The organism is Micrococcus sp. 63XJN7_8_ISO-PGPR-S23-253 (assembly GCF_056173425.1).
Map to the genome: position 1 here is coordinate 517,981 of NZ_CM149673.1, position 25,254 is coordinate 543,234.

The 25,254-nt window shown below is 74.4% G+C and carries 28 protein-coding genes and 3 tRNA genes; 19 read left to right on the forward strand and 12 right to left on the reverse strand.

Features of this window, described 5'->3' with window-relative positions; all coding sequences use genetic code 11:
• Positions 1-23: 23 nt before the first annotated feature.
• Positions 24-653, reverse strand: a complete 630-nt coding sequence (locus tag AC0VX4_RS02410) for a hypothetical protein (RefSeq protein WP_475464537.1) — start codon at positions 651-653, stop codon at positions 24-26.
• Between the two features lie 297 nt (positions 654-950).
• Here AC0VX4_RS02410 and AC0VX4_RS02415 point away from each other — a divergent pair, with 297 nt between their 5' ends.
• From AC0VX4_RS02415 to AC0VX4_RS02445, 7 genes are all read left to right on the forward strand, one after another.
• Entirely contained in the window at positions 951-3,080 is a 2,130-nt protein-coding gene (locus AC0VX4_RS02415; RefSeq protein ID WP_475464538.1) for a DEAD/DEAH box helicase, read from the forward strand.
• 87 nt (positions 3,081-3,167) lie between these two features.
• Positions 3,168-3,239 (forward strand) — tRNA-Thr (locus AC0VX4_RS02420).
• A gap of 60 nt (positions 3,240-3,299) precedes the next feature.
• Positions 3,300-3,373: transfer RNA gene (locus tag AC0VX4_RS02425), tRNA-Met, on the forward strand.
• A gap of 89 nt (positions 3,374-3,462) precedes the next feature.
• The gene (locus tag AC0VX4_RS02430; RefSeq protein WP_041103577.1) at positions 3,463-3,756 is read left to right on the forward strand and encodes a hypothetical protein; all 294 of its coding nucleotides are present in this window, start codon (positions 3,463-3,465) and stop codon (positions 3,754-3,756) included.
• A gap of 40 nt (positions 3,757-3,796) precedes the next feature.
• Positions 3,797-4,246 carry an FAS1-like dehydratase domain-containing protein gene (locus tag AC0VX4_RS02435; RefSeq protein ID WP_170721001.1) on the forward strand — a complete coding sequence of 150 codons (450 nt, stop codon included), beginning with the start codon at positions 3,797-3,799 and terminating at the stop codon, positions 4,244-4,246.
• Positions 4,246-4,737 (forward strand): MaoC/PaaZ C-terminal domain-containing protein, encoded by a 492-nt coding sequence (locus AC0VX4_RS02440; protein WP_170720998.1) that lies wholly within the window; start codon positions 4,246-4,248, stop codon positions 4,735-4,737. The genes AC0VX4_RS02435 and AC0VX4_RS02440 overlap by 1 nt, the downstream gene beginning before the upstream one ends.
• Positions 4,734-5,933 (forward strand): UDP-N-acetylmuramate dehydrogenase, encoded by a 1,200-nt coding sequence (locus AC0VX4_RS02445; RefSeq protein ID WP_475464539.1) that lies wholly within the window; start codon positions 4,734-4,736, stop codon positions 5,931-5,933. Before AC0VX4_RS02440 ends, AC0VX4_RS02445 begins: the two co-directional genes overlap by 4 nt.
• 166 nt (positions 5,934-6,099) lie before the next feature.
• Here AC0VX4_RS02445 and asd read toward each other — a convergent pair whose 3' ends face one another.
• The 7 genes from asd to mshD form a co-directional block, all read right to left on the reverse strand.
• Positions 6,100-7,272 (reverse strand): aspartate-semialdehyde dehydrogenase, encoded by a 1,173-nt coding sequence (asd, locus tag AC0VX4_RS02450; RefSeq protein ID WP_475464540.1) that lies wholly within the window; start codon positions 7,270-7,272, stop codon positions 6,100-6,102.
• A gap of 10 nt (positions 7,273-7,282) precedes the next feature.
• Positions 7,283-7,513: an NF038396 family protein gene (locus AC0VX4_RS02455; protein WP_060775029.1), complete on the reverse strand. Its 231-nt coding sequence runs from the start codon at positions 7,511-7,513 to the stop codon at positions 7,283-7,285.
• A gap of 1 nt (position 7,514) precedes the next feature.
• Complete coding sequence (locus AC0VX4_RS02460) at positions 7,515-8,075, reverse strand: dihydrofolate reductase (RefSeq protein ID WP_475464541.1); 561 nt, start codon at positions 8,073-8,075, stop codon at positions 7,515-7,517.
• Positions 8,076-8,097: 22 nt separating this feature from the next.
• The gene (locus tag AC0VX4_RS02465; protein WP_063188680.1) at positions 8,098-8,928 is read right to left on the reverse strand and encodes a thymidylate synthase; all 831 of its coding nucleotides are present in this window, start codon (positions 8,926-8,928) and stop codon (positions 8,098-8,100) included.
• Between the two features lie 122 nt (positions 8,929-9,050).
• A complete protein-coding gene (locus tag AC0VX4_RS02470; protein WP_002854752.1) occupies positions 9,051-9,407 on the reverse strand; it encodes a GNAT family N-acetyltransferase in 357 nt (118 codons plus the stop codon).
• 75 nt (positions 9,408-9,482) lie between these two features.
• A complete protein-coding gene (locus AC0VX4_RS02475; RefSeq protein WP_475464542.1) occupies positions 9,483-10,493 on the reverse strand; it encodes an NUDIX hydrolase in 1,011 nt (336 codons plus the stop codon).
• A gap of 137 nt (positions 10,494-10,630) precedes the next feature.
• Entirely contained in the window at positions 10,631-11,584 is a 954-nt protein-coding gene (mshD, locus tag AC0VX4_RS02480) for a mycothiol synthase (protein ID WP_475464543.1), read from the reverse strand.
• A 101-nt stretch (positions 11,585-11,685) separates the two neighbouring features.
• Here mshD and AC0VX4_RS02485 point away from each other — a divergent pair, with 101 nt between their 5' ends.
• The 3 genes from AC0VX4_RS02485 to ygfZ all read left to right on the forward strand — a co-directional run bounded on the left by AC0VX4_RS02485 (position 11,686) and on the right by ygfZ (position 14,553).
• Positions 11,686-12,492 (forward strand): hypothetical protein, encoded by an 807-nt coding sequence (locus tag AC0VX4_RS02485; RefSeq protein WP_227448719.1) that lies wholly within the window; start codon positions 11,686-11,688, stop codon positions 12,490-12,492.
• Between the two features lie 187 nt (positions 12,493-12,679).
• On the forward strand, positions 12,680-13,360 hold the full coding sequence (locus AC0VX4_RS02490; protein ID WP_002854758.1) for a nitrobindin family protein: 681 nt from the start codon (positions 12,680-12,682) through the stop codon (positions 13,358-13,360).
• On the forward strand, positions 13,357-14,553 hold the full coding sequence (gene ygfZ / locus AC0VX4_RS02495; protein WP_060775035.1) for a CAF17-like 4Fe-4S cluster assembly/insertion protein YgfZ: 1,197 nt from the start codon (positions 13,357-13,359) through the stop codon (positions 14,551-14,553). The genes AC0VX4_RS02490 and ygfZ overlap by 4 nt, the downstream gene beginning before the upstream one ends.
• Positions 14,554-14,566: 13 nt before the next feature.
• On the opposite strand, the gene AC0VX4_RS02500 is transcribed toward ygfZ, so the two are convergent.
• The 3 genes from AC0VX4_RS02500 to AC0VX4_RS02510 form a co-directional block, all read right to left on the reverse strand.
• A complete protein-coding gene (locus AC0VX4_RS02500) occupies positions 14,567-15,322 on the reverse strand; it encodes a GNAT family N-acetyltransferase (protein ID WP_060775036.1) in 756 nt (251 codons plus the stop codon).
• Complete coding sequence (locus AC0VX4_RS02505) at positions 15,319-16,350, reverse strand: 6-phosphofructokinase (protein WP_060775037.1); 1,032 nt, start codon at positions 16,348-16,350, stop codon at positions 15,319-15,321. The genes AC0VX4_RS02500 and AC0VX4_RS02505 overlap by 4 nt, the downstream gene beginning before the upstream one ends.
• A gap of 95 nt (positions 16,351-16,445) precedes the next feature.
• Entirely contained in the window at positions 16,446-17,510 is a 1,065-nt protein-coding gene (locus AC0VX4_RS02510; protein ID WP_060775038.1) for a PspC domain-containing protein, read from the reverse strand.
• Positions 17,511-17,606: 96 nt separating this feature from the next.
• On the opposite strand from AC0VX4_RS02510, the gene AC0VX4_RS02515 reads away from it, so the two are divergent.
• On the forward strand, positions 17,607-18,866 hold the full coding sequence (locus AC0VX4_RS02515; RefSeq protein ID WP_060775039.1) for an ATP-binding protein: 1,260 nt from the start codon (positions 17,607-17,609) through the stop codon (positions 18,864-18,866).
• Positions 18,863-19,561 (forward strand): LuxR C-terminal-related transcriptional regulator, encoded by a 699-nt coding sequence (locus AC0VX4_RS02520; RefSeq protein ID WP_002854770.1) that lies wholly within the window; start codon positions 18,863-18,865, stop codon positions 19,559-19,561. The genes AC0VX4_RS02515 and AC0VX4_RS02520 overlap by 4 nt, the downstream gene beginning before the upstream one ends.
• Before the next feature lie 48 nt (positions 19,562-19,609).
• Here AC0VX4_RS02520 and AC0VX4_RS02525 read toward each other — a convergent pair whose 3' ends face one another.
• On the reverse strand, positions 19,610-20,818 hold the full coding sequence (locus AC0VX4_RS02525; RefSeq protein WP_145032778.1) for a pyridoxal phosphate-dependent aminotransferase: 1,209 nt from the start codon (positions 20,816-20,818) through the stop codon (positions 19,610-19,612).
• Between the two features lie 173 nt (positions 20,819-20,991).
• Here AC0VX4_RS02525 and AC0VX4_RS02530 point away from each other — a divergent pair.
• The 7 genes from AC0VX4_RS02530 to rplL all read left to right on the forward strand — a co-directional run bounded on the left by AC0VX4_RS02530 (position 20,992) and on the right by rplL (position 25,056).
• Positions 20,992-21,064: transfer RNA gene (locus tag AC0VX4_RS02530), tRNA-Trp, on the forward strand.
• Between the two features lie 80 nt (positions 21,065-21,144).
• Positions 21,145-21,396, forward strand: a complete 252-nt coding sequence (gene secE, locus AC0VX4_RS02535; protein WP_002854774.1) for a preprotein translocase subunit SecE — start codon at positions 21,145-21,147, stop codon at positions 21,394-21,396.
• Between the two features lie 104 nt (positions 21,397-21,500).
• Positions 21,501-22,385, forward strand: coding sequence for a transcription termination/antitermination protein NusG (gene nusG / locus AC0VX4_RS02540; protein ID WP_145032775.1), 885 nt, complete (start codon positions 21,501-21,503; stop codon positions 22,383-22,385).
• 132 nt (positions 22,386-22,517) lie between these two features.
• A complete protein-coding gene (rplK, locus tag AC0VX4_RS02545; RefSeq protein ID WP_002854778.1) occupies positions 22,518-22,949 on the forward strand; it encodes a 50S ribosomal protein L11 in 432 nt (143 codons plus the stop codon).
• Between the two features lie 77 nt (positions 22,950-23,026).
• A complete protein-coding gene (rplA, locus tag AC0VX4_RS02550) occupies positions 23,027-23,734 on the forward strand; it encodes a 50S ribosomal protein L1 (protein ID WP_049161605.1) in 708 nt (235 codons plus the stop codon).
• 344 nt (positions 23,735-24,078) lie between these two features.
• Complete coding sequence (rplJ, locus tag AC0VX4_RS02555; RefSeq protein ID WP_002854782.1) at positions 24,079-24,600, forward strand: 50S ribosomal protein L10; 522 nt, start codon at positions 24,079-24,081, stop codon at positions 24,598-24,600.
• 69 nt (positions 24,601-24,669) lie between these two features.
• Positions 24,670-25,056: a 50S ribosomal protein L7/L12 gene (gene rplL / locus AC0VX4_RS02560; protein WP_002854784.1), complete on the forward strand. Its 387-nt coding sequence runs from the start codon at positions 24,670-24,672 to the stop codon at positions 25,054-25,056.
• Positions 25,057-25,254: the final 198 nt, after the last annotated feature.

Sequence of the window (25,254 nt, forward strand, 5' to 3'; positions counted from 1 at the left end):
CGGCGGGGGCGGGACGCGCGGGCTCAGCGCCGCACGCGCGAGCGCACGGGCGGCAGCCAGACGAGCGCGGCGCCCAGGAGCATCACGACGGCGAGGATGATCAGCAGGCCGTTGGCCCGCAGGAACGCGGGGGCGGCCAGCAGGACGGCGATGAACGTCAGGGTCCCGATCGCCGAACGACGGCGGCGCAGCAGACCGATCCAGCCCCACAGGGACGCCGCGGCCAGCAGGGCGACGGCGGTGCCCATCGTGAACTGCCCCGTCGCGCCGCCCAGCACGCCCACCGACTCCATGCCGGTGAGTGGATCGATGACGGGCTCGCCGCTGTCCTGTGCGCGGGCCCCGTTCCAGAAGAACGCGCCCGCGATGCCGATCAGCACCACGGTGACCGCGAGCCAGTAGAGGCGCGCGACCTTCAGGAGCGGGTGGACGAGGCCGGCGTCGGACTCGGCCGCGTCCCGCGCGGCCAGGTCGCGCTCGCGGTCCGCGCGGCGCCGTTCCAGGCGCTCCTCGTCCTCGGCGGTGAGGCGGGCGCGCTCGGCGCGCAGCCGTGCGTCGTCGGCCCGCTGATTCTCCCGGAAGGACTGGGCGGCGCGGCCGGCGGCCCGGCCGAGCCCGCGGGCGAGGGGGCGGTCTTCGCTGTTCTGGGGCACGTGCCGAGCCTATCGTCCCGGCCGGTGCGCGGCCGGGGTGTCCGAGGGCACAGCCCGGCCCGGGATCCGGTGGCGTAGACTGGGCTGACCGGATCCGGTCTCTCCCCCTGTGATGAGTGAGCGTGGACGCGTGTGCCACGCCGGACTGCAGATGTGTGTGCGGGCCACGAACGTCGTGGCCCTCGGGGGCTGCCGGGTGGACGGAATCATCTGACCCAGCTGGCCCCTGCGCCCCACGACGTCGACCCGCGACCGACGTCCTCGGGCGTGCGCCCGCGCATCCCCACAGGAGGACCCATGTCCGACATCCTCGATCCCCAGACCACCGCCGAGGCTGCCCCCGAGCTCGCCGAGGCGCAGCAGGAGGCCACCGGGACCGTCCCGCAGGTCGACGCCGCCGAGCCCGCCGCCCCCGAGGCCCCCGCCGAGCCCGCCGGCCCCACCTTCCTGGACCTCGGCCTGGACGCCCGCGTGCTGGCCGCCGTCGAGGAGCTGGGCTACACCCGCCCCTCGCCGATCCAGGAGGCGACCATCCCGCTGCTGCTGGACGGCCGCGACGTCGTGGGCCTGGCCCAGACCGGCACCGGCAAGACCGGCGCGTTCGCGCTGCCGGCGCTGTCCCGGCTCGCCGAGACCACGGACGTGAACGGGCGCGCGGACACCCCGCAGGTGCTCGTCCTCGCCCCGACCCGCGAGCTCGCCCTCCAGGTGGCCGACGCCTTCGACAGCTACGCCAAGCACCTCGACGACGTCTCCGTGCTGGCCGTGTACGGCGGCTCCCCGTATGGCCCGCAGCTGGCGGGCCTGCGCCGGGGCGCGCAGGTCGTCGTCGGCACGCCGGGCCGCGTGATCGACCACCTCGAGCGCGGCTCGCTGGACCTCTCCGACCTGCAGACCCTCGTGCTGGACGAGGCGGACGAGATGCTGCGCATGGGCTTCGCGGAGGAGGTGGACCGCATCCTCGCCTCCACCCCGGACACGAAGCAGACCGCGCTGTTCTCCGCCACCATGCCCCCGGCCATCCGCCGCATCTCCGCCCAGTACCTGAACGCCCCGGAGGAGGTGGCCGTCGCCCGTCAGTCGACGACGTCCGCCACCATCCGCCAGCGCTACCTGCAGGTGGGCCACCAGTGGAAGTTCGAGGCCCTGAGCCGGATCCTCGAGACCGAGGAGCACGACGGCGTCATCGCCTTCGTGCGCACCCGTGCCGGCACCGAGGAGCTCGCCCAGAAGCTCACGCGCGCCGGGTTCAAGGCCGTGGCCATCTCCGGCGACATCGCCCAGAAGCAGCGCGAGAAGACCGTCGAGGACCTGAAGGCCGGCCGCGTGGACATCCTCGTGGCCACCGACGTCGCCGCCCGCGGCCTGGACGTCGAGCGCATCTCGCACGTGGTCAACTACGACATCCCGCAGGACGCCGAGTCCTACGTGCACCGCATCGGCCGCACCGGCCGCGCCGGCCGGCAGGGCGACGCCGTGCTCTTCATGACCCCGCGTGAGCGCTTCCTGCTCAAGCAGATCGAGCGGACCACCCGCCAGCAGGTCGAGGAGATGGCCGTGCCCTCCGTCGCCGACGTCAACGCGGCCCGCAAGCGTCGCTTCGCCGACGGCATCACCCGCACCCTCGAGCGCGCCTCGGAGGAGGAGCTGGCGGTGTTCGGCGAGATCGTCGCCGCATATGTCGACGAGCACGAGGCCGAGCCGGCGCGCGTGGCCGCCGCACTGGGCATGATGGCCCAGGGCGGTCGCCCGCTGCTGGCCCGCGAACAGGAGATCCCGTTCGGCGGCGGCCGGGGCCGCAAGGACCGCGACGGCGGCCGCGAGGGCGGGCGCGACGGCGGCCGTGAGCGCGGCACCGGTGACGGCCGCGGCTCGCGTGGCCCGGCCCGGGAACCCGCGGCCGGCAACGCGACGTACTGGATCGCCGTCGGGCACCAGGACCGCGTGCGGCCGGGCAACATCGTGGGCGCGCTGGCGAACGAGGTGGGTCTGCCCGCCTCCGCCATCGGCGCGATCGACCTGCGCGGCAACCACTCGCTCGTCGAGCTGCCGGCGGACCTGACCTCGGCCCAGCTCGAGGCCGCGGCCAACGCGGAGATCAACGGCCGTCGCCTCGGTCTGCGCAAGGACACCGGTCGCCCGACCCGCGCCGAGCGCGACGGCGAGGACCGCGGTGAGCGCCGCGGCGGCTTCCGCAAGGACCGCGGCGAGCGCGGCGAGCGCGGCGGCTTCCGCGGGGACCGCGACGGCGGCCAGCGCGGCGGGTACCGCAAGGACCGGGACGACCGCGGCTCCCGCGAGGATCGTGGCGGCTTCCGCAAGGACCGGGACGACCGCAGCTTCCGTGGCGACCGCAGGGGACGCCCCGGCGGCCGCAAGCCCCGCTGGGGCGCCCAGGAGCGCTCGGATCGGGGCGCCCGCCGCTGATTCCGCCGGGGTGCCGACCCCGCCGGAGGCCGTGACCGGGGCCGATTTTGCATCGGCCCCGGGGCCCTGGTAGAGTCTCACCTCGTTGCCCCGATAGCTCAGTGGTAGAGCGCCATCTTGGTAAGATGGAGGTCCCGGGATCGATTCCCGGTCGGGGCTCTGACATGAGAGCCCGCCCTCGCGGCGTGAAAACCGTGAGTGCGGGCGTTCTCGTGTCGTGGCGGCGTAGCTCAGCTGGTTAGAGCGCACGACTCATAATCGTGAGGTCGGGGGATCGAGTCCCCCCGCCGCTACGGAATCGGACGGACCCGGTCACCTCCTCGGAGGGGCCGGGTCCTTTCGCGTTCCGGGGCCCGTCCGTCGCCCCGGTAGCCTGGCGGGCATGTCCACGCGTCGCCCCGCCCACCAGCCCACCCGCGGCACCGCCGCGCCCCGCGGCTTCGTCTCCCCGTGGGAGCACGGCTCCCGGCTGTACCGGACCCTCGTGCTGACCGGCTCCGCGCTGTTCCTCGTGGGCATCGTGCTGGCGGTCGTCGGCGGCACCACCGGACGCCTCGCCGTCTCCGGGACCGCCCTGGGCGTGCTCGGCGCGGGCGTCGCCGTTCACCTGTCCGCTCAGCTCGTGCGCTTCCGCCAGGCCGCCCGCCGGCAGGGGGAGCGGCGCCCCGGCCGTTAGGCTGGACGGCAGTCGAGAACCGTCCCGCAGGAGGCCCGAGTTGAGCGTGAACCCCGACGTCGCCGGGCGGAGCTATCCGCCCGCGCCCCCCTTCCAGGTCGGTCGTGAGGCGGTCCGCGTCTTCGCCGAGGCCGTGCAGGCCCAGCATCCCGCGCACCACGACGTCGCGGCCGCCCGGGCCCTGGGACACGCCGACCTGGTCGCCCCGCCGACCTTCGCCGTCGTCATCGCCCAGCGCGCCGAGGCCGCCGTCGTCGCCGATCCCGAGCTGGGGATCGACTTCTCGCGGGTGGTCCACGCGGACGAGCGCTTCGTCCACCACCGCCCGCTGGTGGCCGGGGACGAGGTCGTGGCGACCGTGCGGGTCGAGGCCGTGAAGGCCCTCGGCGGCAACCGCATGGTCACCACCGTCACCGAGATCGCGGATCTGGACGGCGCGGCCGTCTCCACCGTCACGTCCACCCTGCTGGTCCGGGGAGAGGAGTCCTGATGAGCACCGCCCCCCGCCTGTCCGACCTCGCCCGGGGCGAGGTGGTCGGCACGCGCACCGTCACGTTCACCCGCGCCGACCTCGTCGCCTACGCGGGCGCCTCCGGCGACCGCAACCCGATCCACTGGTCCCCGTCGTTCGCCGAGCACGTCGGCCTGCCCGGCGTCATCGCCCACGGGATGCTCACCATGGGCGCGGCCGTGCAGCTCGTCTCGGAATGGGCGGGCGACCCGGGCGCCGTCGTCGACTACCAGACCCGCTTCACCGGCATGGTGCCCGTCGCGGACACCACGGTCCGCACGGACGACGACGGCGCGCCCGTCCCCGGTGCCACGCTCGAGGTCGTCGGCACGGTCGGCGCCGTGGACGAGGCCGCCGGGACGGTGCGGATCGACCTGAACGTCACCAACCCGGACGCGGCGAAGCCGCGCGTGCTGACCAAGGCGCAGGCCGTGGTGCGCCTGGCCGACCCCGCGGGGGAGAGCGCGTGAGCGAGCGGCTGGCGGACCACACCACCACCCGCGTCGGCGGGCCCGCGCGCGCGTGGGTCACCGCGCGCACCGAGGCTGAGGCGATCGAGGCCGTGCGCGCCGCCGACGCGGCGGGCGAGCCCCTGTTCGTCCTCGGCGGCGGTTCCAACACCCTCATGGCGGACGCCGGCTTCCCCGGCACCGTCGTGCGGCTGGCCTTCGAGGGCATCGGGGTGCTGGACGGGCCGGTGCCCGGCGAGGGTGAGGCGCCGCCCGTCGGCGACGGGGCCCGGCTCGCGGGCCACGAGGGGGAGGCCGTCGTCGTGCGGGTCGCGGCGGGCCATCCGTGGGACGACGCCGTCGCATGGACCGTGGCGCACGGGCTCGGCGGGATCGAGGCGCTCTCGGGCATCCCGGGCTCGGCCGGCGCGACGCCCGTGCAGAACGTCGGCGCGTACGGTGCGGACGTCTCGCAGGTGCTCGTCGCCCTGCGCGCGTGGGACCGGGAGGCGGGCGACGTCGTCGAGCTGACGCCCGCGGACCTGCGCTTCGGCTACCGCGACTCCGTGATCAAGCGCTCCATGCTGGAGACCGGCGCGCCGAGTCCCCGGTGGATCGTGCTCTCGATCGACCTGCGGCTGCGTCGCGCCTCCTCCGACGCCGAGCCGACGGCGCCGGTCCGCTACGGGCAGCTGGCGGCCGCGCTCGACGTCGAGGAGGGCGCCCATGCCCCGCTCGCGGTGGTCCGCCGCGAGGTGCTGGCCCTGCGCGCCGCCAAGGGGATGGTGTCCGATCCGGCGGACCCGGACACGTGGTCCACGGGCAGCTACTTCACAAACCCGATCGTGCCCGCGTCCGTGCGGGCCTCCCTGCCCGACGGCGCCCCGGCGTTCGCCGCCGGCCAGGCCGAGGACGGGACGCCGCTCGTGAAGCTCTCGGCGGCCTGGCTGATCGATCGCGCGGGCTTCGCGAAGGGCTTCGGGCTGCCCGAGGTCGCCCCCCGCGAGGGCGGGCCGGACGGCCGCGGAGCCGACGGCACCGGCCTGGCCGGGGGCCGCGCGTCGGTGTCCACGAAGCACACCCTCGCCATGACCAACCGCGGCGACGCGACCACCGAGGACGTCCTGACGGTCGCGCGCACCGTGCGCGACGGCGTGCGCGAACGCTTCGGCGTCGAGCTGCACCCCGAGCCGATGATCATCGGCACCAGCCTCTGACCCCTCACTTTCGTTCGGGAAACGGCGCCGCCAGGAGTGCTTTCGTTCGGGAAACGGCGCGCCTTGGCGGCGCGGGCGCCGTTTCCCGAACGACAACGTGCGAACACCCGCCGTTTCCCGAACGAAAACGGGAGCCGGGTGCGCGCCTCGGCGCCGGCGTCGCGGCTCAGAGGTTGCCGGTGGCGATCATCAGCATGCGGCGCACGGGCTCGGCCGCACCCCACAGCAGCTGGTCGCCGACGGTGAACGCCGAGAGGTACTCGGGACCCATGTTGAGCTTGCGCAGCCGGCCGACGGGGATCTGCAGGGTGCCGGTCGCGGCGATCGGGGTCAGGTCGGTGACCGTGGCCTCCTTGGTGTTCGGCACCACCTGCACCCACTCGTTGTCCGCGGCGATGATCTGCTCGACCTCGTCCAACGGCACGTCCTGGGTGAGCTTGAGGGTGAGGGCCTGCGAGTGGGAGCGCATGGCGCCGATCCGCACGCACAGCGAGTCGAACGGGATCCGGTCCGCCCCGGTCAGCCCGAGCACCTTGTTGGTCTCGTCGTAGGCCTTGCGCTCCTCGCGGGAGACGCCGTCGCCCAGGTCGGAGTCGATCCAGGGGATCAGCGAGCCGCCCAGCGGCACGCCGAACTGCGTCGAGTCCAGGCCGCCGCGCTGCAGCTCGATCACCTTCCGGTCGATCTCGAGGATCGCCGACGCCGGATCGGCCAGCTCGGCCCGCACCGCACCGCCCAGCTCGGCGTACTGGGTGAGCAGCTCGCGCATGTGCCGGGCGCCGCCGCCGGAGGCCGCCTGATAGGTCATGGCGGTGCCCCACTCGACCAGGCCCGCCTTGAACAGGCCCCCCAGGCCCATGAGCATGCAGGACACGGTGCAGTTGCCGCCGATGAAGTCCTTCGTCCCGTTCGCCAGGGCGGCGTCGATCACGTCGCGGTTCACGGGGTCCAGCACGATCACGGAGGTGTCCGCCATGCGCAGGGTGGAGGCGGCGTCGATCCAGATGCCGTCCCAGCCGGCGGCGCGCAGCTTCGGGTACACGGCCTGCGTGTAGTCCCCGCCCTGCGCGGTGAGGATCACGGGCAGGGCCGTGAGCGCGTCCACGTCGTACGCGTCCTGGAGCACGCCCGGGTCGCCGGCCATGCCCTCGAGCACGGGCGCGGGGCCGCCGGCGTTGGACGTGGAGAAGAAGACCGGATGGACGCGGGCGAAGTCACCCTCCTCGACCATGCGCTGCAGGAGGACGGACCCCACCATGCCGCGCCAGCCGACCAGGCCCACGGTGGGCACGGCGGCCGTGTCGGGGGCGTTCACAGATGCGGGGGCAGCGGAAGTCATGCCCTCCAGGCTAGCGGCCCTGCTGCGCGCGCTTCCGCTTGTTCCACGCGATGAGACCGCCCACGGCGAACACCTGGGTCAGCACGAGCAGGAACACCAGGCCGGCGATGGTCTTGCCCTGCAGCACGAGGATCAGCCCGAACACGGCGCACACGAACGCCAGCACGGGCAGGGCGACGAGCGCGAGGAACGTGACCGCCTGCGGGGAGAGCAGACGCTGGTCGGAGTCGGTCGGGGCCATGTCAGTCGCGTTCCCATCGTTCGAAGCGGTGGCGCGGGCCGGAGGCGGAGTCCAGCCACGCGTCGGGGGCGGGGTCGACGGCGGTGCGCCGCCAGCGGGCGTCGAGCGGCGGGGCGTGCGTGTCGCCGTCGACGTCCGCGTCGATCAGGGTCACCTCGGCGCGCGAGGCCACGTCGAGGGCCTGCTCGTACAGCGTCGCCCCGCCGATCACCCACACGGTGTCACAACCGTCGGCCTCGGCCGCGGCGGCCAGGGCCGCCCCGAAGTCCGGCACGACGACGGCGCCCGCGGCCCGCAGCTCCGCGCCGGCCTCCTCGGTGGCCGTCAGGGTGCGGGAGACCACGATGTTCGTGCGCCCGGGCAGCGGGCGGAACCGCGCCGGGAACGACTCCCACGTGCGCCGGCCCATGATCACGGGGTGGCCGTGCGTGTGGGCCCGGAAGTGGGCGAGGTCCTCCGGGACGTGCCACGGCATGGTGCCGTCGCGGCCGATGACGCGCTCGGGGGTCTGGGCCCAGATCATGGCGATCACGGGCTCGGTGGGACGGGTGGCCCGGCTCATGGGGTCGCTGCGCATCCTCGGCTCAGACGGCGATCGGCGCCGTGATGGTGGGGTGGTGACGGTAGTCGAGGACCTCGAAGTCCTCGTAGTCATAGTCGAAGATCGACGCGGGGGTGCGCCGCAGCCGCAGCCGCGGGTACGGGTACGGCTCGCGGGAGAGCTGCTCGCGCACCTGCTCCTCGTGGTTCGCGTAGATGTGCACGTCCCCGCCGGTCCACACGAACTCGCCGGGAGTCAGCCCGGTCTGCTGCGCGACCATCACCGTGAGCAGCGCATACGAGGCGATGTTGAACGGCACGCCGAGGAACAGGTCCGCGGAGCGCTGGTAGAGCTGGCACGAGAGCTGCCCGGGGGCGCCGTCCTGACCGGGGGAGACGTAGAACTGGAACAGCGCGTGGCAGGGCGGCAGCGCCATCTCGTCCACCTCGGCTGGGTTCCACGCGGTGACGATGTGCCGGCGCGAGTCGGGGTTCGTCCGGATCTGCTCCACGACCTTGGCGATCTGGTCGATGTGGCCCCCGTCCGGGGTGGGCCATGAGCGCCACTGCACGCCGTAGACGGGGCCGAGCTCGCCGTCCTCGTCCGCCCACTCGTTCCAGATCCGCACGCCGCGCTCCTGGAGCCACCGCACGTTCGAGTCCCCGCGCAGGAACCACAGCAGCTCGAGCGCGACCGACTTGAAGTGCACGCGCTTGGTCGTGATCAGCGGGAAGGACTCGGCCAGGTCGAAGCGCAGTTGGCGGCCGAACACGCTGCGCGTGCCCGTGCCGGTCCGGTCCGTCTTGACGGCCCCGTGGGCCATCACGTCGGCGAGGAGGTCCTCGTAGGGGGTGGGGATGCTCACCCGGCCCACTCTAGCGATCCGAGCAGACGCGCTGAGCGTCGTCGACGGCCCGGCGCAGGCGGGCTGCATCCCAGCCCGCGGCCCGGACGGCGGGGAGGCGGGTGCCGGCAGGGCAGGCCCCCTGCCCCCGGTCAGCCGTGGAACACCATGTCCTGGTACTCGGGGTAGCGGCGCAGGTAGTCCTCCACGTAGGAGCACTCGGGCACGATCCGGTCACCCTCCGCGCGCAGCCGGTCCAGGACCATGGTCACGAGGGCGCGGGCAAAGCCGCGGCGGCCGAACTGCTCGTCGATGATGGTGTGCTGCAGGCGCAGGACCACGGTGTCCTCGCCGTCCTCGCCGCGCACGGTCTCCTGGTCGTAGCCGAGGAACCCGATGAACGTCCCGTCCTGGCGCAGCTCGAAGCGCTGTCGGTCCGGGTCCCGGGTCACCGTGAGGCGCTCGTGGACGATCTTCTCGGGCTGGCTCTGGGCGGCGGTGTTCTCCATGACCCGAGCCTAGGGCCGGGGGCGGGCCTGCTCAACGGTCGCCCGGTCGTGCGGGCCGAGGCCGGTGCGGGCGGCTCAGTCGTCCCAGGGGTCGTAGACCTCGACGGCCACCACGTCGCCGTCGAGGTCGAGGGCGCGGTGCGCCACGAGCACGGCGCCGGGCCGCAGCCACGGATCCTCGGTCGGCAGGGCCCGCAGCACGCGGTCCGCCTGGCCGGCGGCGGCGTCCTCGACCACCTCGAACAGCGTCGGCAGCACCGGCCGGTGCGTGCACACGACCAGGGGCCGGGAGCGGCCCATGAGCTCGGCCATCACCTTGCGGGTCTTCTTGGGCTTCTCCCGGGCCGTGGTCTCCGTGAAGGCGCCCTTGGTCTTCAGCGGCAGCCTGCTGGACTTCACGAGCGGGGCCAGCGTCTCCACGCAGCGGCGCCACGGGGAGGAGACCAGCCGCCCCGGCCGCCAGGCCGCCACGAGGCCCTCGACGGCGAGCGCCTGCCGCCGGCCCGTCGCCGCCAGCGGACGCTCCTGCTCGGCGCGCGACCACGAGGAGCGGGGCTTGGCCTTGGCGTGGCGCAGCACCAGCAGCGGCACGGTCCGCAGGCGCCCCCGAGAGGCGGCACGCAGCAGCAGGTCGAGCGGTTCGCGATCCGAGTCGTTCGTCAGCAGCCGCCGGGCCTCGTCCGGCCCGACCCAGCGGACCTCGTCCACCTCGTCGCCGTCGGGGCGGGCGCGCTGGCCGTCGACCTCGGCGGCCCAGTACCAGACCTCCTTGCTCCGACGGGCGCCCCGCTTGCCGGGCACCTCGTACTCGGTCACGCACAGCGGGATGCCCGGCCTCAGCTCGAGGCCGACCTCCTCGCGCAGCTCGCGCACCGCGCACTCCGGCAGCGTCTCACCCGGATCGAGCTTGCCCTTGGGCCACGACCAGTCGTCGTAGCGGGGCCGGTGGATCACCATCACCTCGAGGCCGCCGGGCACGCGGCGCCACGGCAGCATGCCGGCGGCCAGCACCTCGGCGCGGGGGCCTTCCGAGACGCGGTCCTCCGTGGACCAGCGAGCGACGCGGTCGGCGTGGGACGAGGGCATGGGGCGGGTTCCTCTCGGGTGCGGCGGCCGCGACGACTGCTGGGGCAGGGCACGGGGCGTGGCCGACCCCGCGGGGGCCGGCTCCACCAGGATACGAGGCCGCCGGGATGTGCCCGGCCGGTCCCGGCCCGAGGGTCTCAGGGGCGGCGGTACTGGGCGTCGGCGGCGAACAGCTCGAAGCCGAGGGACGTGTAGAGCGTGACGGCGGCCGTGTTGTCCGCGTCCACGTACAGGTCCACGACGTCGACCCCCTGCTCCGCCATCCGGTGCAGCCCCGCCAGGGTCAGGGCCCGACCGAGGCCGAGGCCCTGGGCGTCGGGGGAGACGCCCACGGCGTACACCTCCCCGACGCGCGGGCCGTCGCCTCCCACATCCGGCTCCACCTTCGTCCAGTGGAAGCCGAGCAGCCGCCCGTCCGCCTCGCGGGCGGCGAGCAGGAGGCCGTCGGGGTCGAACCAGTCCTCCGCCATGCGGTCCTCGAGGTCGGCGCGGGTCAGGCTGCCCTGTTCGGGGTGGTCCGCGAAGGCGGCGGCGTTCACGTCCAGCCAGGCCTGCTCGTCCTGGCCGGGGACGAAGCCGCGCAGGGCCACCCCGTCGGCGAGCCGCATCTCCGGCAGGGCGGCGAGCGCCGCGTGCGACAGGCGCATCCGGCGCAGCTCGCGGACGGGCTCGAGGCCGTGCCGCCGGGCGAGCCGGACCGCGCCCGGGAGCATGCCGTGGGCCCAGACGCTCGTGGTGTCCTCCCGCGCCAGGTCTCGGACCGCGGCGGCCGCGGCGTCGGCCAGGGCCGTCCCCCGGCCGGTGCGGCGTGCCGCCGGGTCGACGACGAGCTCGAGCACGGCCGCCGCGCCCTCGGGCACGAGCACGGCCGCCCCGTCGATCGCCCCGTCCGGACCCTGGGTGGCCCCCCACCAGAGCTGGCCGCCGCGGGCGAGCAGCACGCGCGTCTGGTCCGAGAGCGGGGGATGACCGTCCGCCGCCCCGGCGCGGTCGGCCAGGTCCAGGACGGCGGACGCCTGCTCCGGGCGCGGGGTGACGACGCGCGGCGTTTCGTCGGCGTCGGAGGTCGTGGGGGTGGGGTGTTCGGCCATGCCGGCCACCCTACGGAAGGAGGGCGGTGGCCCGCGAGGTGCGCCCCGCCGTCGCCCGCCCAGGGCCGAGCCGGTGCGCACCTGGCAGGATGGGGCAGGTGATGCGCTTGTCCATGGCCCTGAGTGCGGCCGTCGCCGCCCTCGTCCTGGGCGGTGCCGCGTTGCTGGGCCCGGTCCCCGCCGCCCTCGCCGCCGCCGTCGTGATCCTGGTCATCGCCTGGGGCTGGCCGAGGCAGATGGGGGCGCCCGCGCGCCTCTCGCTCAGCGTCACCCTGGCCGTCGCCGGAGCCGTCGCGGTGCTGCTCATGCTGCTGTGGCCGCCGCCCGAGGACGGGCGCAGCGGGGCCTGGACGCTCTTCGAACCGCTCGCCGTCGTCGTCGCCTGGAGCACCATGGCCTCGTTCGTCGTCCAGCTGGTGCGCGGGACCGGCCGGCCGCTGCGCCTCGAGTCCACCGTCGCCACGATGGGCGGGGCGTTCATGGCCGTCGTGACGGCGTGCTGGGTGGCCGTCTCACGCTGGAGCGACACCCCCGCGGTCGCCGGGCTGGTCATCACCCTGGCGGTCACGGTGGCCGCGGTCTCCCTCGTCGGCCTCACCCCGTGGATGCAGGGCCGGCCGGGAGTCCTGGCGCTCGTCGTCATCCCCCTCGGCACGGTGCTCGCGTGGCCCGTCTCCGCGCTGGCCGGCGTGGGCGCCCGGGACCGGCCGGCCGTCATGGCCGCGGCGCTCGCGGTGGCCGTGCTGGTGTCCCTGACCGCCGCCACGGCACCGTCCTCGCGGCCGCGGCCCGAGGACCGGCCGGTGGGCACCACCCTGCGCCCGCGGCGGGCGGGCTACGCCCTCGCGTTGGCGCCCGTGGGGGCGGCCGGCGTCGTGGCGCACGTCATGGTGGGCTTCCTGGCCTGACAGGTCGGGCCCGCTCGGTAGGATGTCCCGCATGGATACCCTTCTTGCGCTCGAGATCTTCTTCCTGGCCCTCGTGGTCCTGGCCGGCCTGGGCATGGCCGCCGTCGCCGCGGTCGTCATCAGCGGCCTCTTCAAGGGCCAGCGCTGAGGACGCGCGGCCCGCTGGCGGGCCGCGCCGTGATCTGCCATGGCGACTGAACTCCCGTACGACCTCACCCCCGAGCTCGCCCCCCTGTCCTGGCTCATCGGCAGCTGGGAGGGCCAGGGCCGCCTCGGCGACGGCTCCGCCGACACCGAGATCTTCTACCAGCGGGTGGACTTCACCGAGCACGGTCTGCCGTTCGTGGAGTACCGCGCGGAATCGTGGCTGTGCGAGGCGGACGGCACGCTGCTGCGTCCGCTGACCGTGGAGTCCGGCTTCTGGCAGGTGGACCGGGAGCGGCGCGACGGCGACGTCGGCCCCGGCATGCGCCCGGCGGACATCGTCCCCGCGTTCCGCTCCGCCGAGGACGTCGAGCGGCTGCGCGCCGGTGACGAGGGCTTCGGCCTGACCGCCACCATCACGCATCCGGGCTCGTTGTCCGAGCTGTACTACGGCCGCATCAAGGGCCCGCAGCTGCAGTTGGCCACGGACGCGATCCTGCGCGGCTCCGCCGCCGGCCCGTACCACCGGGCCACACGCATGGCCGGTCTCGTGAACGGGCAGCTGTTCTGGCGCTGGGACGTCGCGGACGCCGCGGGTGCCGAGCTCGAGGCGCACGCCTCCGCCATCCTGGACCGCATGCCGAGCGCGGCCGAGGGTCGGCTCGCCCCGGGGGCCGAGCGTCCTCGCGGCGCCGGCGGGCGGAAGGAGGGGGAGCAGTCGTGACGGCCTCCCGCAGCCCGCTGCTGGACCTGGCCGTGGCCGAGCCGCAGGGGCCGGCCGGCGGTGCCGTCGAGGGCCGCGGCCCGGACAGCGGCGTCGCCGCGCACTACGGTCGCCCCCTGCCCGAGCAGCGCGCCCTCGCCCGGGGCCGCGCCCTGGTCGACCTCTCCCACCGGGCTGTGCTCTCCGTGTCCGGCCCGGACCGGCTGAGCTGGCTGCACACGCTCGGCACGCAGCACGTCGAGACGCTGCCCCCCGGCACGAGCACCGAGATCCTCTTCCTCGACGTGCAGGGGCGGATCGAGCACGCCGCCCACCTCCTCGAGGACGGCGCCGCGGCCTGGCTCGTGACGGACCGCGAGGACGGCCCGGGCCTGGCCGCGTGGCTCACATCGATGCGCTTCTCCCACGACGTCACGCTGCGGGACCACACCGGGGCGGTCGCCGTCGTGGGTGCCACCGCGCCCGTGCCCGGCTGGGAGGACCGCACCGTGTGGCTGGACCCGTGGCCCCGCGTCGGGGCGGGCGGCTGGGCCTACACGGCCGATCCGGATCCCGAGGCCCACCCGGGGGCGGACTGGGCCTGGCGCGAGTACCTCGTCACCCGGGCCGACCTCGAGGCCACCGCCCGCGCACTCGGCACGGGCGCGCTCGCGGGCTGGTCCCTGGCGGGCACGACGGCGGCTGAGGCGCTGCGCATCGAGGCCGGCCGCCCCCGCCGGGCCCTCGACGTGGACGACCGCGCGATCCCGCACGAGCTGGACCTGCTGCGCACCGCCGTGCACCTCGAGAAGGGCTGCTACCGCGGTCAGGAGACCGTGGCGCGCGTGCACAACCTGGGACGCCCGCCCCGCCGCCTCACCCGCCTGCTCCTGGACGGCTCCGTCCACGCGCTCCCCGACCACGGTGCCCCCGTGATCCTCCGGCCGGCCGAGGACACGCCCGAGGCCCGCGCCGCCGCCCGTCCGGTGGGGACGGTCACCGCTGCGGCCCAGCACCACGAGGCGGGCGCCGTCGCCCTGGCGCTGCTCAAGCGCACAGTGCCCGTGGACGCCGAGCTGCTGGTCCGCGAGGACGCTCCCGGCGAGGACGGTGTCGCCGAGGGCGGCTGGATCGCCGCGAGCCAGGAGCCGCTCGTGTCCCCGGACGCTGGGCAGGTCGTCGGCCGACCGCGCGGCGTGGGCCGCCTGCGCTGACCGACTCTCCCGCTCAGTCCAGTGCGAGCACGGTCCGCGTGCCCGCCGCCTCCAGCCCGACGGCGATCGCCACGTGGTGCGCGGCCGTGTGGCCCGCCGGCACCTCGGCGAACGGCAGCAGCCCCTCCAGCGCCGCCCTGTCCATCGCCACGGCCACCGCGTAGCGGCCGAGCCCACGACCGCGCAGCAGCGGTGGGGTGAGGGTGCCCAGCGAGGCCAGCACGCCGCCCGTCACGCGATACCCCGCGGCCGTCACCGGGGCCTCGATCGCCCGTCCTGCGCCGTCGTCGGGAACGAGCGCGGCCGAGGACTCCCAGGAGAGGACACCCGCCTCGGCCACGTCGTCCGCGGGGGCCTGCGCGGCCACGGCGTGGACGTGGGCGGGGTCGTCGGACACGGCGACGGTGCGCGAGGGGTCGACCGGCGGCGGTTCCTCGGCCGCGTAGAGCGTGAACTCGCCGCGCGAGCGCACGGCCTCCCCGGCGGCTGCCCGCACCGCCGTCCGCAGCAGGGCCGACTCCACGCCCAGCGCCTCGGCGGGCACGCCGCGGCAGGCACGCGTGAACCACGCCGGCCCCGCCACGACGGTGGCCCAGGGCAGGGCGAGCACCTCCGCCTCGGCCACCCCCTGCCGGGCCACCTCGAGGCGGCGCGGCTCGGCGCCCGCCGCCGGGGCGTCGTCGGGCAAGAGCGCGGTGTCGTCGGGCAGGCCGAGCCGACGCGCCAGCCCGAGGGCCAGCACGCCGACGGCGGGGTGGTCGTGTCTCACCGGCCGAACAGGATCTTCGCCTCGTCGTAGCGGGAGACCGGCACCCTCTTGAGGCCCTTGAGGGCGGCGCTCATGGGGATGGAGATGATCTCCGTGCCGTTGGCCGCCACCATCTGTCCCCAGCGACGCTGGGCGACGAGGTCGACGGCGCCCATGCCGAAGCGCGTGGAGAGCACGCGGTCCGTGGCGGTGGGGGCGCCGCCGCGCTGGATGTGGCCCAGGATGGTGCTGCGCGTCTCGATGCCCGTCATCTCCTCGATCTCGCGGGTCACCCACTCGCCGATGCCGCCCAGACGCGGCCGGCCGGACGCCTCGACGCCGGCCTCGGCCAGCGGGTCGTCGTGGCCCTCGGGGATGAAGCCCTCCGCCACCACGACCAGCGGGGAGCGACCCCGGTCGTGGACCTGCTGCACCCATTCGGCGACCTGGGACATGGGGGTGCGGACCTCGGGGATGAGGATCGCGTGGGCGCCGGCGGCCATGCCCGAGTGCAGGGCGATCCAGCCGACGTGGCGGCCCATGACCTCGGCGACCATGCACCGGTGGTGGGACTCACCCGTGGTGCGCAGCCGGTCCATGGCGTCCGTGGCGATCTGCACGGCCGTGTCGAAGCCGAACGTGTAGTCGGTGCCCTGCAGGTCGTTGTCGATCGTCTTGGGCACGCCCACGATCGGCAGCCCGTCCGCGGCCAGGCGGTTCGCGCCGGCCAGGGTGCCCTCGCCGCCGATGGCGATGACGGCGTCGATGTCCAGCTCGCGCAGGTTGCGGAGCATGTTCTCCGGGCCGCCGCCCTCCGCGTCGTAGGGGTGCGTGCGCGAGGTGCCGAGGATGGTGCCGCCGGTGCGGGCCAGGCCGCGCACGCGGGAGCGGGGCAGGTCCTCGACGTCCTTCTCGATCAGGCCGGACCATCCGTTGCGGATGCCCACCATCTCCATGTCGTAGGACTTGATGCCGTGCAGGACGGCGGAGCGGATGACGGCGTTCAGGCCGGGGCAGTCGCCTCCGGAGGTGAGCATTCCGACGCGCATGGGGTCCTCTCGGGCGTTCTCGTGGGGGTCGGCACCACCCTAGGCGTGCCCGCCGCGTCGCGTCAGGGGACGGGCGACGGGCGACGGGCGGCGGGTCAGCCGAGGGCCACGAGGACGGCGACCTGGAGGGCCGTCGCACCCACGAGGATGCCGCTCGCCGGGCCGAGGGTGCCGGGACGACGGCCGCTGAGCAGAGCGCCCAGCATGACGGGGGCGATCACCGCGAGAGCGGCCACGAGCATCGGCACGGCCAGCAGCGTGGGGGTCGGACCGACGCCGAGCAGCAGGCTTGTCCCGAGGGCGGCGAGCGCGGCGAGGACGGCCCCGGCGTAGGCGGCGGCCTGCGCGATCGGCCCGAGGCGCGGCTTCGCGGCCGTGGCTGCGGACCCCGAGCCGGTCGGGGCGGTGGCCGCCTGCGGGGCCTCGTCGGCCAGACGCGCCGCGGCCCGCCGCTCGCGGGAGTGGAGGTGGTCGCGCCACGTGCCGGTCGCGGGGTCGATCCATTCGGGGCGGAAGCCGTGCGGGTCGGCGACCTCGGCTGCCCGCTCGCCCGGACCTCCGCCGACGTACCAGGCCGGGCGCGGCACGGTGTGGGCCGGCTGGTCGGCGTCGGGGGCCCGGCCCGGGGCCACGCGGGCCTGCGCCCGGCCGTCCCAACGGGTCACGAGCCACCAGACGAGCACGGCCAGCGCACCCAGGCCCACCAGGGAGCCGGGGCCGCCCACGGCCGGGGCGATGAGGGTGAACCCGGCGCCGAGCAGCAGGTTGAGGGCGCCGATCGCCCCGATCACGCCGATGGCCACGGTGGCGTCCTGCCACTCCCCGCGGCGCAGGCGGCCGAACTGCACACGTCCGTCGGCGTCGGGGAGCACGGCCCAGGCGGCCGCGTAGGCCAGCAGGCCCAGGCCCGCGGAGACCATGCACACGGCGACGAACACGCCGCGGGCGAGCAGCGGGTCGATGCGGTAGCGCTCGGCCACGCCGCCGAGCACCCCGCCGACCCACGAGGCCGACGAGCGGCGCACGCCCCAGCCCAGGACGGCGCGGCGCAGCCAGCCCGGCAGGGCGTCCAGCCCGTCGGGGCCGGTCTCGCCCGCGGCGGCTCCGTCGGGGGCGACGTGGGGGCCGGGTCCGGTGAACGGGTCGTGTGTGCTCGTCATGTCTCCATCCTCGTCCGCCCGCGGCCCCCGCCCATCCGGGAACTCCCGGAATCCTCCCCGGATGTGCCGCACCGTCCGACGCGGCAGGATGGGGGCATGCCCACCCCGTCCGCGCCCGTGCAGGCCCCGCGTCCGCCGTTGATGCGGCACGGGGCCGACCGCCCGGTGTCCGGCGTCGCCGCGGGGCTCGCCCGGCATCTCGGGGTGCCCGTCGGCCGCGTCCGCGCGGCCCTGGCGCTGCTGAGCTTGGTGGGCGGCGCGGGCCTGGCCCTGTACGTGTGGCTCTGGCTGCTCATGCCGGAGGAGGGCCCGGACGGCGCTCCCGCCGCCGACGCCCCCACCCTCCGTGGTCGCGCCCCCGAGGTGCTCGAGCGGGTGCGCGAGGGCGGTTGGCCGGTCCTGTTGGCCGCCGTGGTGCTCGGCGTGGGCGTGCTGACCGTCGCGGACGGCCTCGGCCTCGCCGTCGACTGGGCGCTCGTGGGCCCGGTGGCCGTCCTCGTGATCGGCCTCGGCCTGGCCTGGATGCAGCTCGACCTGGCGGGCGGGCCCCGGGCCGGGCGGAGCGGACGACTGGTCCGCCTCGTGCTCGGCACGGCCCTCGTGCTGCTGGCGGTGCTGTCCATCGTCCTGGGCGCCGTGAGCTCGGGCGAGCTGTGGCGGGCCCTGCTGGCCGCCGTCGCGATGCTCGCCGGCGCGGCGCTGGTGGCCATGCCCTACGTCCTGGCCTGGCTGCGCCGACGCGACGCGGAGCGGACCGCGTTCGCGGTGCAGGCCCAGCGCGCCGAGATCGCGGCGCACCTGCACGACTCGGTGCTGCAGTCCCTCGCCCTCATCCAGCGGTGCGCCCATGACGCGGACGCGGTGGCCCGGGTGGCCCGCGCCCAGGAGCGTGAGCTGCGTCAGTTCCTCGCCCTGGACTCCCGTGGCGGCCCGCACTCCCTGGCGGAGGCGCTCGAAGAGCACGCCGCCGCCGTCGAGGACGCGCACGGGTCCCGGGTGGAGGTCGTGGCCGTGGGGCGGGCCGCGGGGGCGTGGCTCGAGCCGCTCGCGGCCGCGGCACGCGAGGCCATGCAGAACGCGGCCCGGCACGCCGGCGACGCGCAGGTCTTCGCGGAGGCCGGTGAGGACGACCACGGCCGCACCGTCGCGGAGGTGTTCGTCCGGGACCGCGGCCCCGGCTTCGACCTGCACACGGTCCCGGCCGACCGGCTCGGCGTGCGGGAGTCGATCCTCGGCCGCATGGAGCGTGCCGGCGGGGCCGCCCGCATCCGGTCCGGCCCGGGCGGCACCGAGGTCCACCTGACGCTGACCGAGCCCGAGGGAGCGCGAGCGCTCACCGGACAGGAGCACCCATGACCGACCCCGCCCCGCGCACGGCCGTCATCGTGGACGACCACGCGATCTTCCGCTCCGGCCTGCGCGCCGACCTGGACCCGGACCGACTGGCCATCGTCGGCGAGGCCGGGGACGTGGACGAGGCCGTCCGCACCGTGCTGGAGCTGGCGCCGGATGTGGTGCTGCTGGACGTGCACCTGCCCGGCGGGGCCGGCGGCGGGGGAGCGGAGGTGGCCGAACGCGTCCTCGCGCGCCGACCCGCGCAGCGGTTCCTGGCACTGTCCGTCTCGGACGCGGCCGAGGACGTCGTCGCCGTGATCCGTGCGGGGGCCCGCGGCTACATCACCAAGACGGCCTCCGGCGCGGAGGTGGCGGACGCGGCGGTCCGCGTGGCCGACGGCGATGCCGTGTTCTCGCCCCGACTGGCCGGGTTCGTCCTCGACGCCTTCCGCGGCACGGCGCCCGCGTCCCCGCCCGTCCCCGCCGCGGCGACGAGCGGGGCTGCGGCCCCCGACGAGGACCTCGACCGGCTCTCGGCACGGGAGCGGGAGGTCATGCGGCTGATCGCCCGCGGCTACACCTACCGGGAGGCCGGGGCGGAGCTGTTCATCTCGGACCGCACGGTCGAGACCCACGTGTCCTCCGTGCTGCGCAAGCTCCAGCTCTCCAACCGTCACGAGCTGACCCGCTGGGCCGCGCGCCGCGGATACGCCTGAGCCCCGCGGCACGCGGCGTCGCGGGGCTCAGGGGCGGGGTTGTGCGGCTCAGGCGCTGAGCAGGGCGCGGATGCGCTCGACGCCCTCGGCGAGGTCCGCATCGCCCAGCGCGTAGGACAGTCGCAGATAGCCGGACGGGCCGAACGCCTCGCCCGGGACCACGGCGACCTCCGCCTCGTCGAGGATGAAGGCGGCCAGCTCGGCCGACGTCGTGGGGGTGACGCCGCCGCGGTAGGTCTTCCCGAGCGCCTCCCGCACGTCCACGTACGCGTAGAACGCGCCCTGCGGGGTGGGGCAGTGGAAGCCCGGCACGGCGTTCATGGCCTCGACCATGGCCCGGCGCCGGCGGTCGAACGCCGTCTTCATCTCCGCCACGGCGTCCAACGGGCCGGCGACGGCGGCCAGCGCGGCCCGCTGCGACACGTTGGCCACGTTCGAGGTGGCGTGGGACTGCAGGTTCGTGGCGGCCTTGACCACGTCCAGCGGGCCGGCCATCCAGCCGACGCGCCAGCCCGTCATGGCGTAGGTCTTGGCGACGCCGTTGAGGATCACGGACTGCTCCGCCAGCTCGGGCACGGCGCGGACGATCGAGGTGAACGGCATGCCGTCGTAGGTCAGGTGCTCGTAGATCTCGTCGGTGACCACCCACAGCCCCCGCTCCCCTGCCCACTGGCCGATCGCCGCCGTCTCCTCGGGGGAGTACACGGCGCCGGTGGGGTTGGAGGGGGAGACGAACAGGAGCACCTTGGTGCGGTCCGTGACAGCCCCGTCGAGCTGGTCCACGGTGACCTTGTAGCCCTGCTCGGGGCCGGCGAACACCTCCACCGGCACGCCGCCGGCCAGGCGGATCGCCTCCGGGTAGGTGGTCCAGTAGGGGGCGGGGACGAGCACCTCGTCCTGCGGGTCCAGCAGGGCGGCGAAGGCGTTGTACACGGCCTGCTTCCCGCCGTTGGTCACGAGCACCTGGGCGGCCTCGAGGGACACGCCGGAGTCGCGCAGCGTCTTGGCCGCGATCGCCTCGCGCAGCTCGGGCAGGCCGGCGGCGGGGGAGTAGCGGTGGTTCTTCGGGTCCCGGGCCGCGGTGACGGCGGCCTCCACGACGTAGTCCGGGGTGGGGAAGTCGGGCTCGCCGGCGCCGAAGCCGATCACCGGGCGCCCGGCGGCCTTGAGCTCCTTGGCGCGGGCGTCGACGGCGAGGGTGGCGGAGGGCGCGATGGCGGACAGACGGGCGGAGACGCGGCGGGCGGGCGCGGCCATGGGGACCTTCTTCGAGCTCGACGGGGAGGGCGGGGCGGAGGGGGACTCCGTCCTGCCAGGGTACTGACTGCCCGGGGCCCGTTCGACTCCCGCCGCCCGATGGCGTATCCTGGATCTCCGGTACCGCGATCACGGTCGATCCCGCGAGGGTTCGGCCGGTTCCGTCGGTCCGAAGGGTAGTGGCGCAATTGGTAGCGCAGCGGTCTCCAAAACCGCAGGTTGCAGGTTCGAGTCCTGTCTGCCCTGCTCGATGCCGGGCCTCGTGCTCGGCATCGGACGTGTAGAAAGCGATTCGGCGATCCGACGAGTGAGGCCACGTGACTGAGATGGCGGCGAACGGCGGGGGACCCACCCCCACGCCGAGCAGGCAGCGTCGCGGGCTGTTCGCGCGGATCGCGCTGTTCCTGCGCCAGGTGGTGGACGAGCTCCGCAAGGTCGTCACCCCCACGAGCGAGGAGCTGCTGCGCACGACCGGAGTGGTGCTCGCCTTCGTGGCGTTCATGATCCTGCTGGTCATGGGGCTGGACTGGGTGTTCGGCACCGTGGCGGGTCTCCTGTTCGGCGCCGGCGGCCTCTGAGCCCGGCGCGGACGGTCCCGACGTCGCAGGACGCGTCCCCCGCACGCCCGTGAGGGCCCTCCCCGACGGCAGGGCCCGCCGTCCGTCAGCAGAAAGCAGGAACCGTGTCCGAGCAGGAACTGGATCGTCAGCCCGCCGAGGAGTCCGTCCCGATGTCGGAGGACGCCGTGGCCGAGGAGACCGCCGAGACCGCGCAGGACGCCGGGACGCCCGTCGAGGACGCCCTGGACGAGGCCGCCGGCAGCGGTGACGAGACCGCCGAGGCCACCGTGCAGGAGGCCGACCTGGCCGTCGCCGAGGGCGAGGACGCGCCGACCCCCGTCGAGGGGCAGGTCGACGACGAGCCCGCCGTGGACCCCGCTGAGGAGCTGCGCACCCGCCTGCGCCGCCAGCCCGGCGACTGGTACGTCGTCCACACCTACGCCGGCTACGAGAAGCGCGTGAAGACGAACCTCGAGGCCCGCATCCTGACCCAGGACATGGAGGATTCGATCTACGAGATCGAGGTCCCCATGGAGGAGGTCGTGGAGATCAAGAACACCACGCGCAAGATCGTCTCGCGCGTGCGCATCCCGGGCTACGTGCTCGTCCGCATGGACCTCGACGACGCCTCGTGGGGCGTCGTGCGGCACACCCCGGGCGTCACGGGCTTCGTGGGCAACGACGCCCACCACCCGCAGCCGCTCAGCCTGGACGAGGTGTACGACATGCTCGCCCCGTCCGTGATCCAGGAGGCCGCCCGCGCCGCCGAGAAGGCCGGCCTGGCCGTCCCCGCCTCGGCCGAGTCCGGTGCGCCCGCCGCCCCCGCGATCCACGTGGACTTCGAGGTCGGCGAGTCGGTCACCGTCAACGACGGCCCGTTCGAGACCCTCCCGGCCACGATCTCCGAGATCAAGCCGGAGGCCCAGCAGCTCGTGGTGCTCGTCTCGATCTTCGAGCGCGAGACCCCCGTGACGCTGTCCTTCAACCAGGTGACCAAGGCCATCTGAGGACACCCGACGCTTCCGCACCGGGTCGGCCGCCTGCCGGCCCGGACGCGGCACCGGCCGCCGCGCCACGGCGGCCACCGCCCCCGGTGCGCTCCTGCGCCGAGGGTCCCCCAGTGAGAGAAGGATCCACTCATGGCTCCCAAGAAGAAGGTCACCGGTCTGATCAAGCTTCAGATCCAGGCCGGCGCTGCCAACCCGGCCCCGCCCATCGGCCCCGCCCTGGGTCAGCACGGCGTGAACATCATGGAGTTCTGCAAGGCGTACAACGCCGCCACCGAGTCGCAGCGCGGCAACGTGATCCCGGTCGAGATCACCGTGTACGAGGACCGCTCGTTCACCTTCGTGACCAAGACCCCGCCGGCCGCCGAGCTCATCAAGAAGGCCGCCGGCGTCGCCAAGGGCTCCGCCACCCCGCACACGGCCAAGGTCGGCACGCTGACCCAGGCCCAGTGCGAGGAGATCGCCCAGACCAAGATGGAGGACCTGAACGCCAACGACGTGCAGGCCGCCGCCAAGATCATCGCGGGCACCGCCCGCTCGATGGGCATCACCGTCGAAGGCTGACGCCCACCCCCACCCCCTTCCAGTGGCAGGGCCGAGCGCGGTCCGCAGACCACGACTGCACAAGGAGAAGAACGCAGATGGCACAGCGCAGCAAGGCATACAAGGCGGCCAAGGCCGCGATCGGCGAGGATCTGTACTCGCCGGTGGAGGCGATCCGCCTCGCCAAGGAGACCAACCCCTCCAAGACCGACGCCACCGTGGAGGTGGCCCTCCGCCTCTCGGTCGACCCCCGCAAGGCCGACCAGATGGTCCGTGGCTCCGTGAGCCTGCCCCACGGCACCGGCAAGACCGCCCGCGTCGTCGTGTTCGCCACCGGTGACCGCGCCGAGGCCGCCCGCGCCGCCGGCGCGGACGTCGTGGGCGACGACGACCTGATCGCCCGGATCGCCGAGGGCTGGGTGGACTTCGACGCCGCCGTGGCCTCCCCGGAGCTCATGGGCAAGGTCGGCCGTCTGGGCAAGGTGCTCGGCCCCCGCAACCTGATGCCGAACCCCAAGACCGGCACCGTGACCCCGGACGTGGCCAAGGCCGTGGCCGACATCAAGGGCGGCAAGATCGACTTCCGCGTCGACAAGCACTCCAACCTGCACTTCATCATCGGCAAGACCTCCTTCGAGGCCAAGGCCCTGGTGGAGAACTACGCCGCGGCCCTCGAGGAGGTCCTTCGTTTGAAGCCGTCCTCCTCCAAGGGCCGCTACATCTCCAAGGCCACCGTGGCCACCACCTTCGGCCCGGGCGTGCCCATGGACCCGAACGTGACCTCGGTGGACTCCTCGGAGCTCTGAGCCACGCGGCCCCGGTGACCGGGGCCCACGACGTCGGCCGGTCGTCCCCGCAGCGGGGACGACCGGCCGACGTCGTCCCGGGTCGATTTTGCGGGCCCGCCCCGGACGTGTACGCTGGTGCCTACCGAAGACCGCCGGTCGTGGTGCCCTGCCTCCGGGCAGAGCCCACCGAAGGATCTCCCTGACGGAGACGACCCGCGCAGGTGAACGTGAGCCACGCTCGCATCCGCTCGTCGCCCCTCCGGGTCCGATCGCGTCGATGCTCCTGCCGCGCCCCGTGCATCTGCACGGGGCGTTTTCTCGTCTCGGGGTGGCGGTTCCCACGCATCATCGAGAGGAGTGCCATGGCGACGTCCGCGAAGGAGTCGGCGGTGGCTGAGCTCACGGACCTGTTCCGTGAGTCCAGCGCTGCTGTTCTGACGGAATACCGTGGCCTGACGGTGACGGAGCTCAAGCAGCTGCGTGACTCCATCCGTCAGGACGCGACCTACGCCGTGGCGAAGAACACGCTGGCCGAGATCGCGGCCAAGGACGCCGGTCTGGAGGGCCTCGAGGCCCACCTGTCCGGTCCCACCGCGATCGCGTTCGTGACCGGGGACCCGGTCAACGTCGCGAAGGCCCTGCGTGACTTTGCCAAGGATCACGAGAAGCTCGTGCTCAAGGGCGGCTACATGGATGGCCAGCCCCTGGACGAGGCCGGCATCAAGAAGCTCGCGGACCTCGAGTCCCGCGAGGTGCTGCTGGCCAAGTTCGCCGGCGCGATGAAGGGCAGCATGTCCAAGGCTGCCGCCCTGTTCCAGGCGCCGCTGTCCAAGACCGTCCGCACGGTCGAGGCGCTGCGCGCCGCGCAGGGCGAGGCAGCCTGAGCAGTCCGCCCCGGGCTGCACGGCCCACCACTTCACACGCAGTCAAGACGTACCCGTAAAGGAGCCATCATGGCCAAGCTGACCACCGAAGAGCTGCTCGCCGCGTTCGAGGAGCTGACCCTCATCGAGCTGTCCGAGTTCATCAAGGCGTTCGAGGAGAAGTTCGACGTCACCGCCGCCGCCCCCGTGGCCGTGGCCGCCGCCGGCGGTGCCGCCGGTGGTGCCGAGGCCGCCGCCGAGGAGAAGGACGAGTTCGACGTCATCCTCGAGGCCGCCGGCGACAAGAAGATCGGCGTCATCAAGGAGGTGCGCGCCCTCACCTCCCTCGGCCTGAAGGAGGCCAAGGACCTGGTGGACGGCGCCCCCAAGCCCGTCCTCGAGGGCGTCAACAAGGAGGCCGCCGAGAAGGCCAAGGAGCAGCTCGAGGGCGCCGGCGCCACCGTCACCCTCAAGTGATGATCGCGGCCTGAGCCGCATCACGCTTCCTCACGAGGCCCCCGGACCCGCACTGCGGACCGGGGGCCTCGTGGCGTCCCAGGTCACGCACCCGCGGCTGGACAGGGGCGACGGGCGCGGATAGGATGGATCTTTGCATCTCCCCTGTTCCGTGCCGCCCGCAGGACCCCGCGTCCCGCCGTGGCCCGCACGGTTCCG

Bases quoted from the DNA above. Each gene is read 5' to 3' on its own strand.
- AC0VX4_RS02415 (WP_475464538.1), top strand. From the start codon at position 951: ATGTCCGACATCCTCGATCCCCAGACCACCGCCGAGGCTGCCCCCGAG.
- AC0VX4_RS02430 (WP_041103577.1), top strand. From the start codon at position 3,463: ATGTCCACGCGTCGCCCCGCCCACCAGCCCACCCGCGGCACCGCCGCG.
- AC0VX4_RS02440 (WP_170720998.1), top strand. From the start codon at position 4,246: ATGAGCACCGCCCCCCGCCTGTCCGACCTCGCCCGGGGCGAGGTGGTC.
- asd (WP_475464540.1), bottom strand. From the start codon at position 7,272: ATGACTTCCGCTGCCCCCGCATCTGTGAACGCCCCCGACACGGCCGCC.
- AC0VX4_RS02455 (WP_060775029.1), bottom strand. From the start codon at position 7,513: ATGGCCCCGACCGACTCCGACCAGCGTCTGCTCTCCCCGCAGGCGGTC.
- AC0VX4_RS02460 (WP_475464541.1), bottom strand. From the start codon at position 8,075: ATGAGCCGGGCCACCCGTCCCACCGAGCCCGTGATCGCCATGATCTGG.
- AC0VX4_RS02470 (WP_002854752.1), bottom strand. From the start codon at position 9,407: ATGGAGAACACCGCCGCCCAGAGCCAGCCCGAGAAGATCGTCCACGAG.
- AC0VX4_RS02475 (WP_475464542.1), bottom strand. From the start codon at position 10,493: ATGCCCTCGTCCCACGCCGACCGCGTCGCTCGCTGGTCCACGGAGGAC.
- mshD (WP_475464543.1), bottom strand. From the start codon at position 11,584: ATGGCCGAACACCCCACCCCCACGACCTCCGACGCCGACGAAACGCCG.
- AC0VX4_RS02485 (WP_227448719.1), top strand. From the start codon at position 11,686: ATGCGCTTGTCCATGGCCCTGAGTGCGGCCGTCGCCGCCCTCGTCCTG.
- AC0VX4_RS02490 (WP_002854758.1), top strand. From the start codon at position 12,680: ATGGCGACTGAACTCCCGTACGACCTCACCCCCGAGCTCGCCCCCCTG.
- AC0VX4_RS02505 (WP_060775037.1), bottom strand. From the start codon at position 16,350: ATGCGCGTCGGAATGCTCACCTCCGGAGGCGACTGCCCCGGCCTGAAC.
- AC0VX4_RS02510 (WP_060775038.1), bottom strand. From the start codon at position 17,510: ATGACGAGCACACACGACCCGTTCACCGGACCCGGCCCCCACGTCGCC.
- AC0VX4_RS02515 (WP_060775039.1), top strand. From the start codon at position 17,607: ATGCCCACCCCGTCCGCGCCCGTGCAGGCCCCGCGTCCGCCGTTGATG.
- AC0VX4_RS02520 (WP_002854770.1), top strand. From the start codon at position 18,863: ATGACCGACCCCGCCCCGCGCACGGCCGTCATCGTGGACGACCACGCG.
- AC0VX4_RS02525 (WP_145032778.1), bottom strand. From the start codon at position 20,818: ATGGCCGCGCCCGCCCGCCGCGTCTCCGCCCGTCTGTCCGCCATCGCG.
- secE (WP_002854774.1), top strand. From the start codon at position 21,145: ATGGCGGCGAACGGCGGGGGACCCACCCCCACGCCGAGCAGGCAGCGT.
- rplK (WP_002854778.1), top strand. From the start codon at position 22,518: ATGGCTCCCAAGAAGAAGGTCACCGGTCTGATCAAGCTTCAGATCCAG.
- rplA (WP_049161605.1), top strand. From the start codon at position 23,027: ATGGCACAGCGCAGCAAGGCATACAAGGCGGCCAAGGCCGCGATCGGC.
- rplJ (WP_002854782.1), top strand. From the start codon at position 24,079: ATGGCGACGTCCGCGAAGGAGTCGGCGGTGGCTGAGCTCACGGACCTG.
- rplL (WP_002854784.1), top strand. From the start codon at position 24,670: ATGGCCAAGCTGACCACCGAAGAGCTGCTCGCCGCGTTCGAGGAGCTG.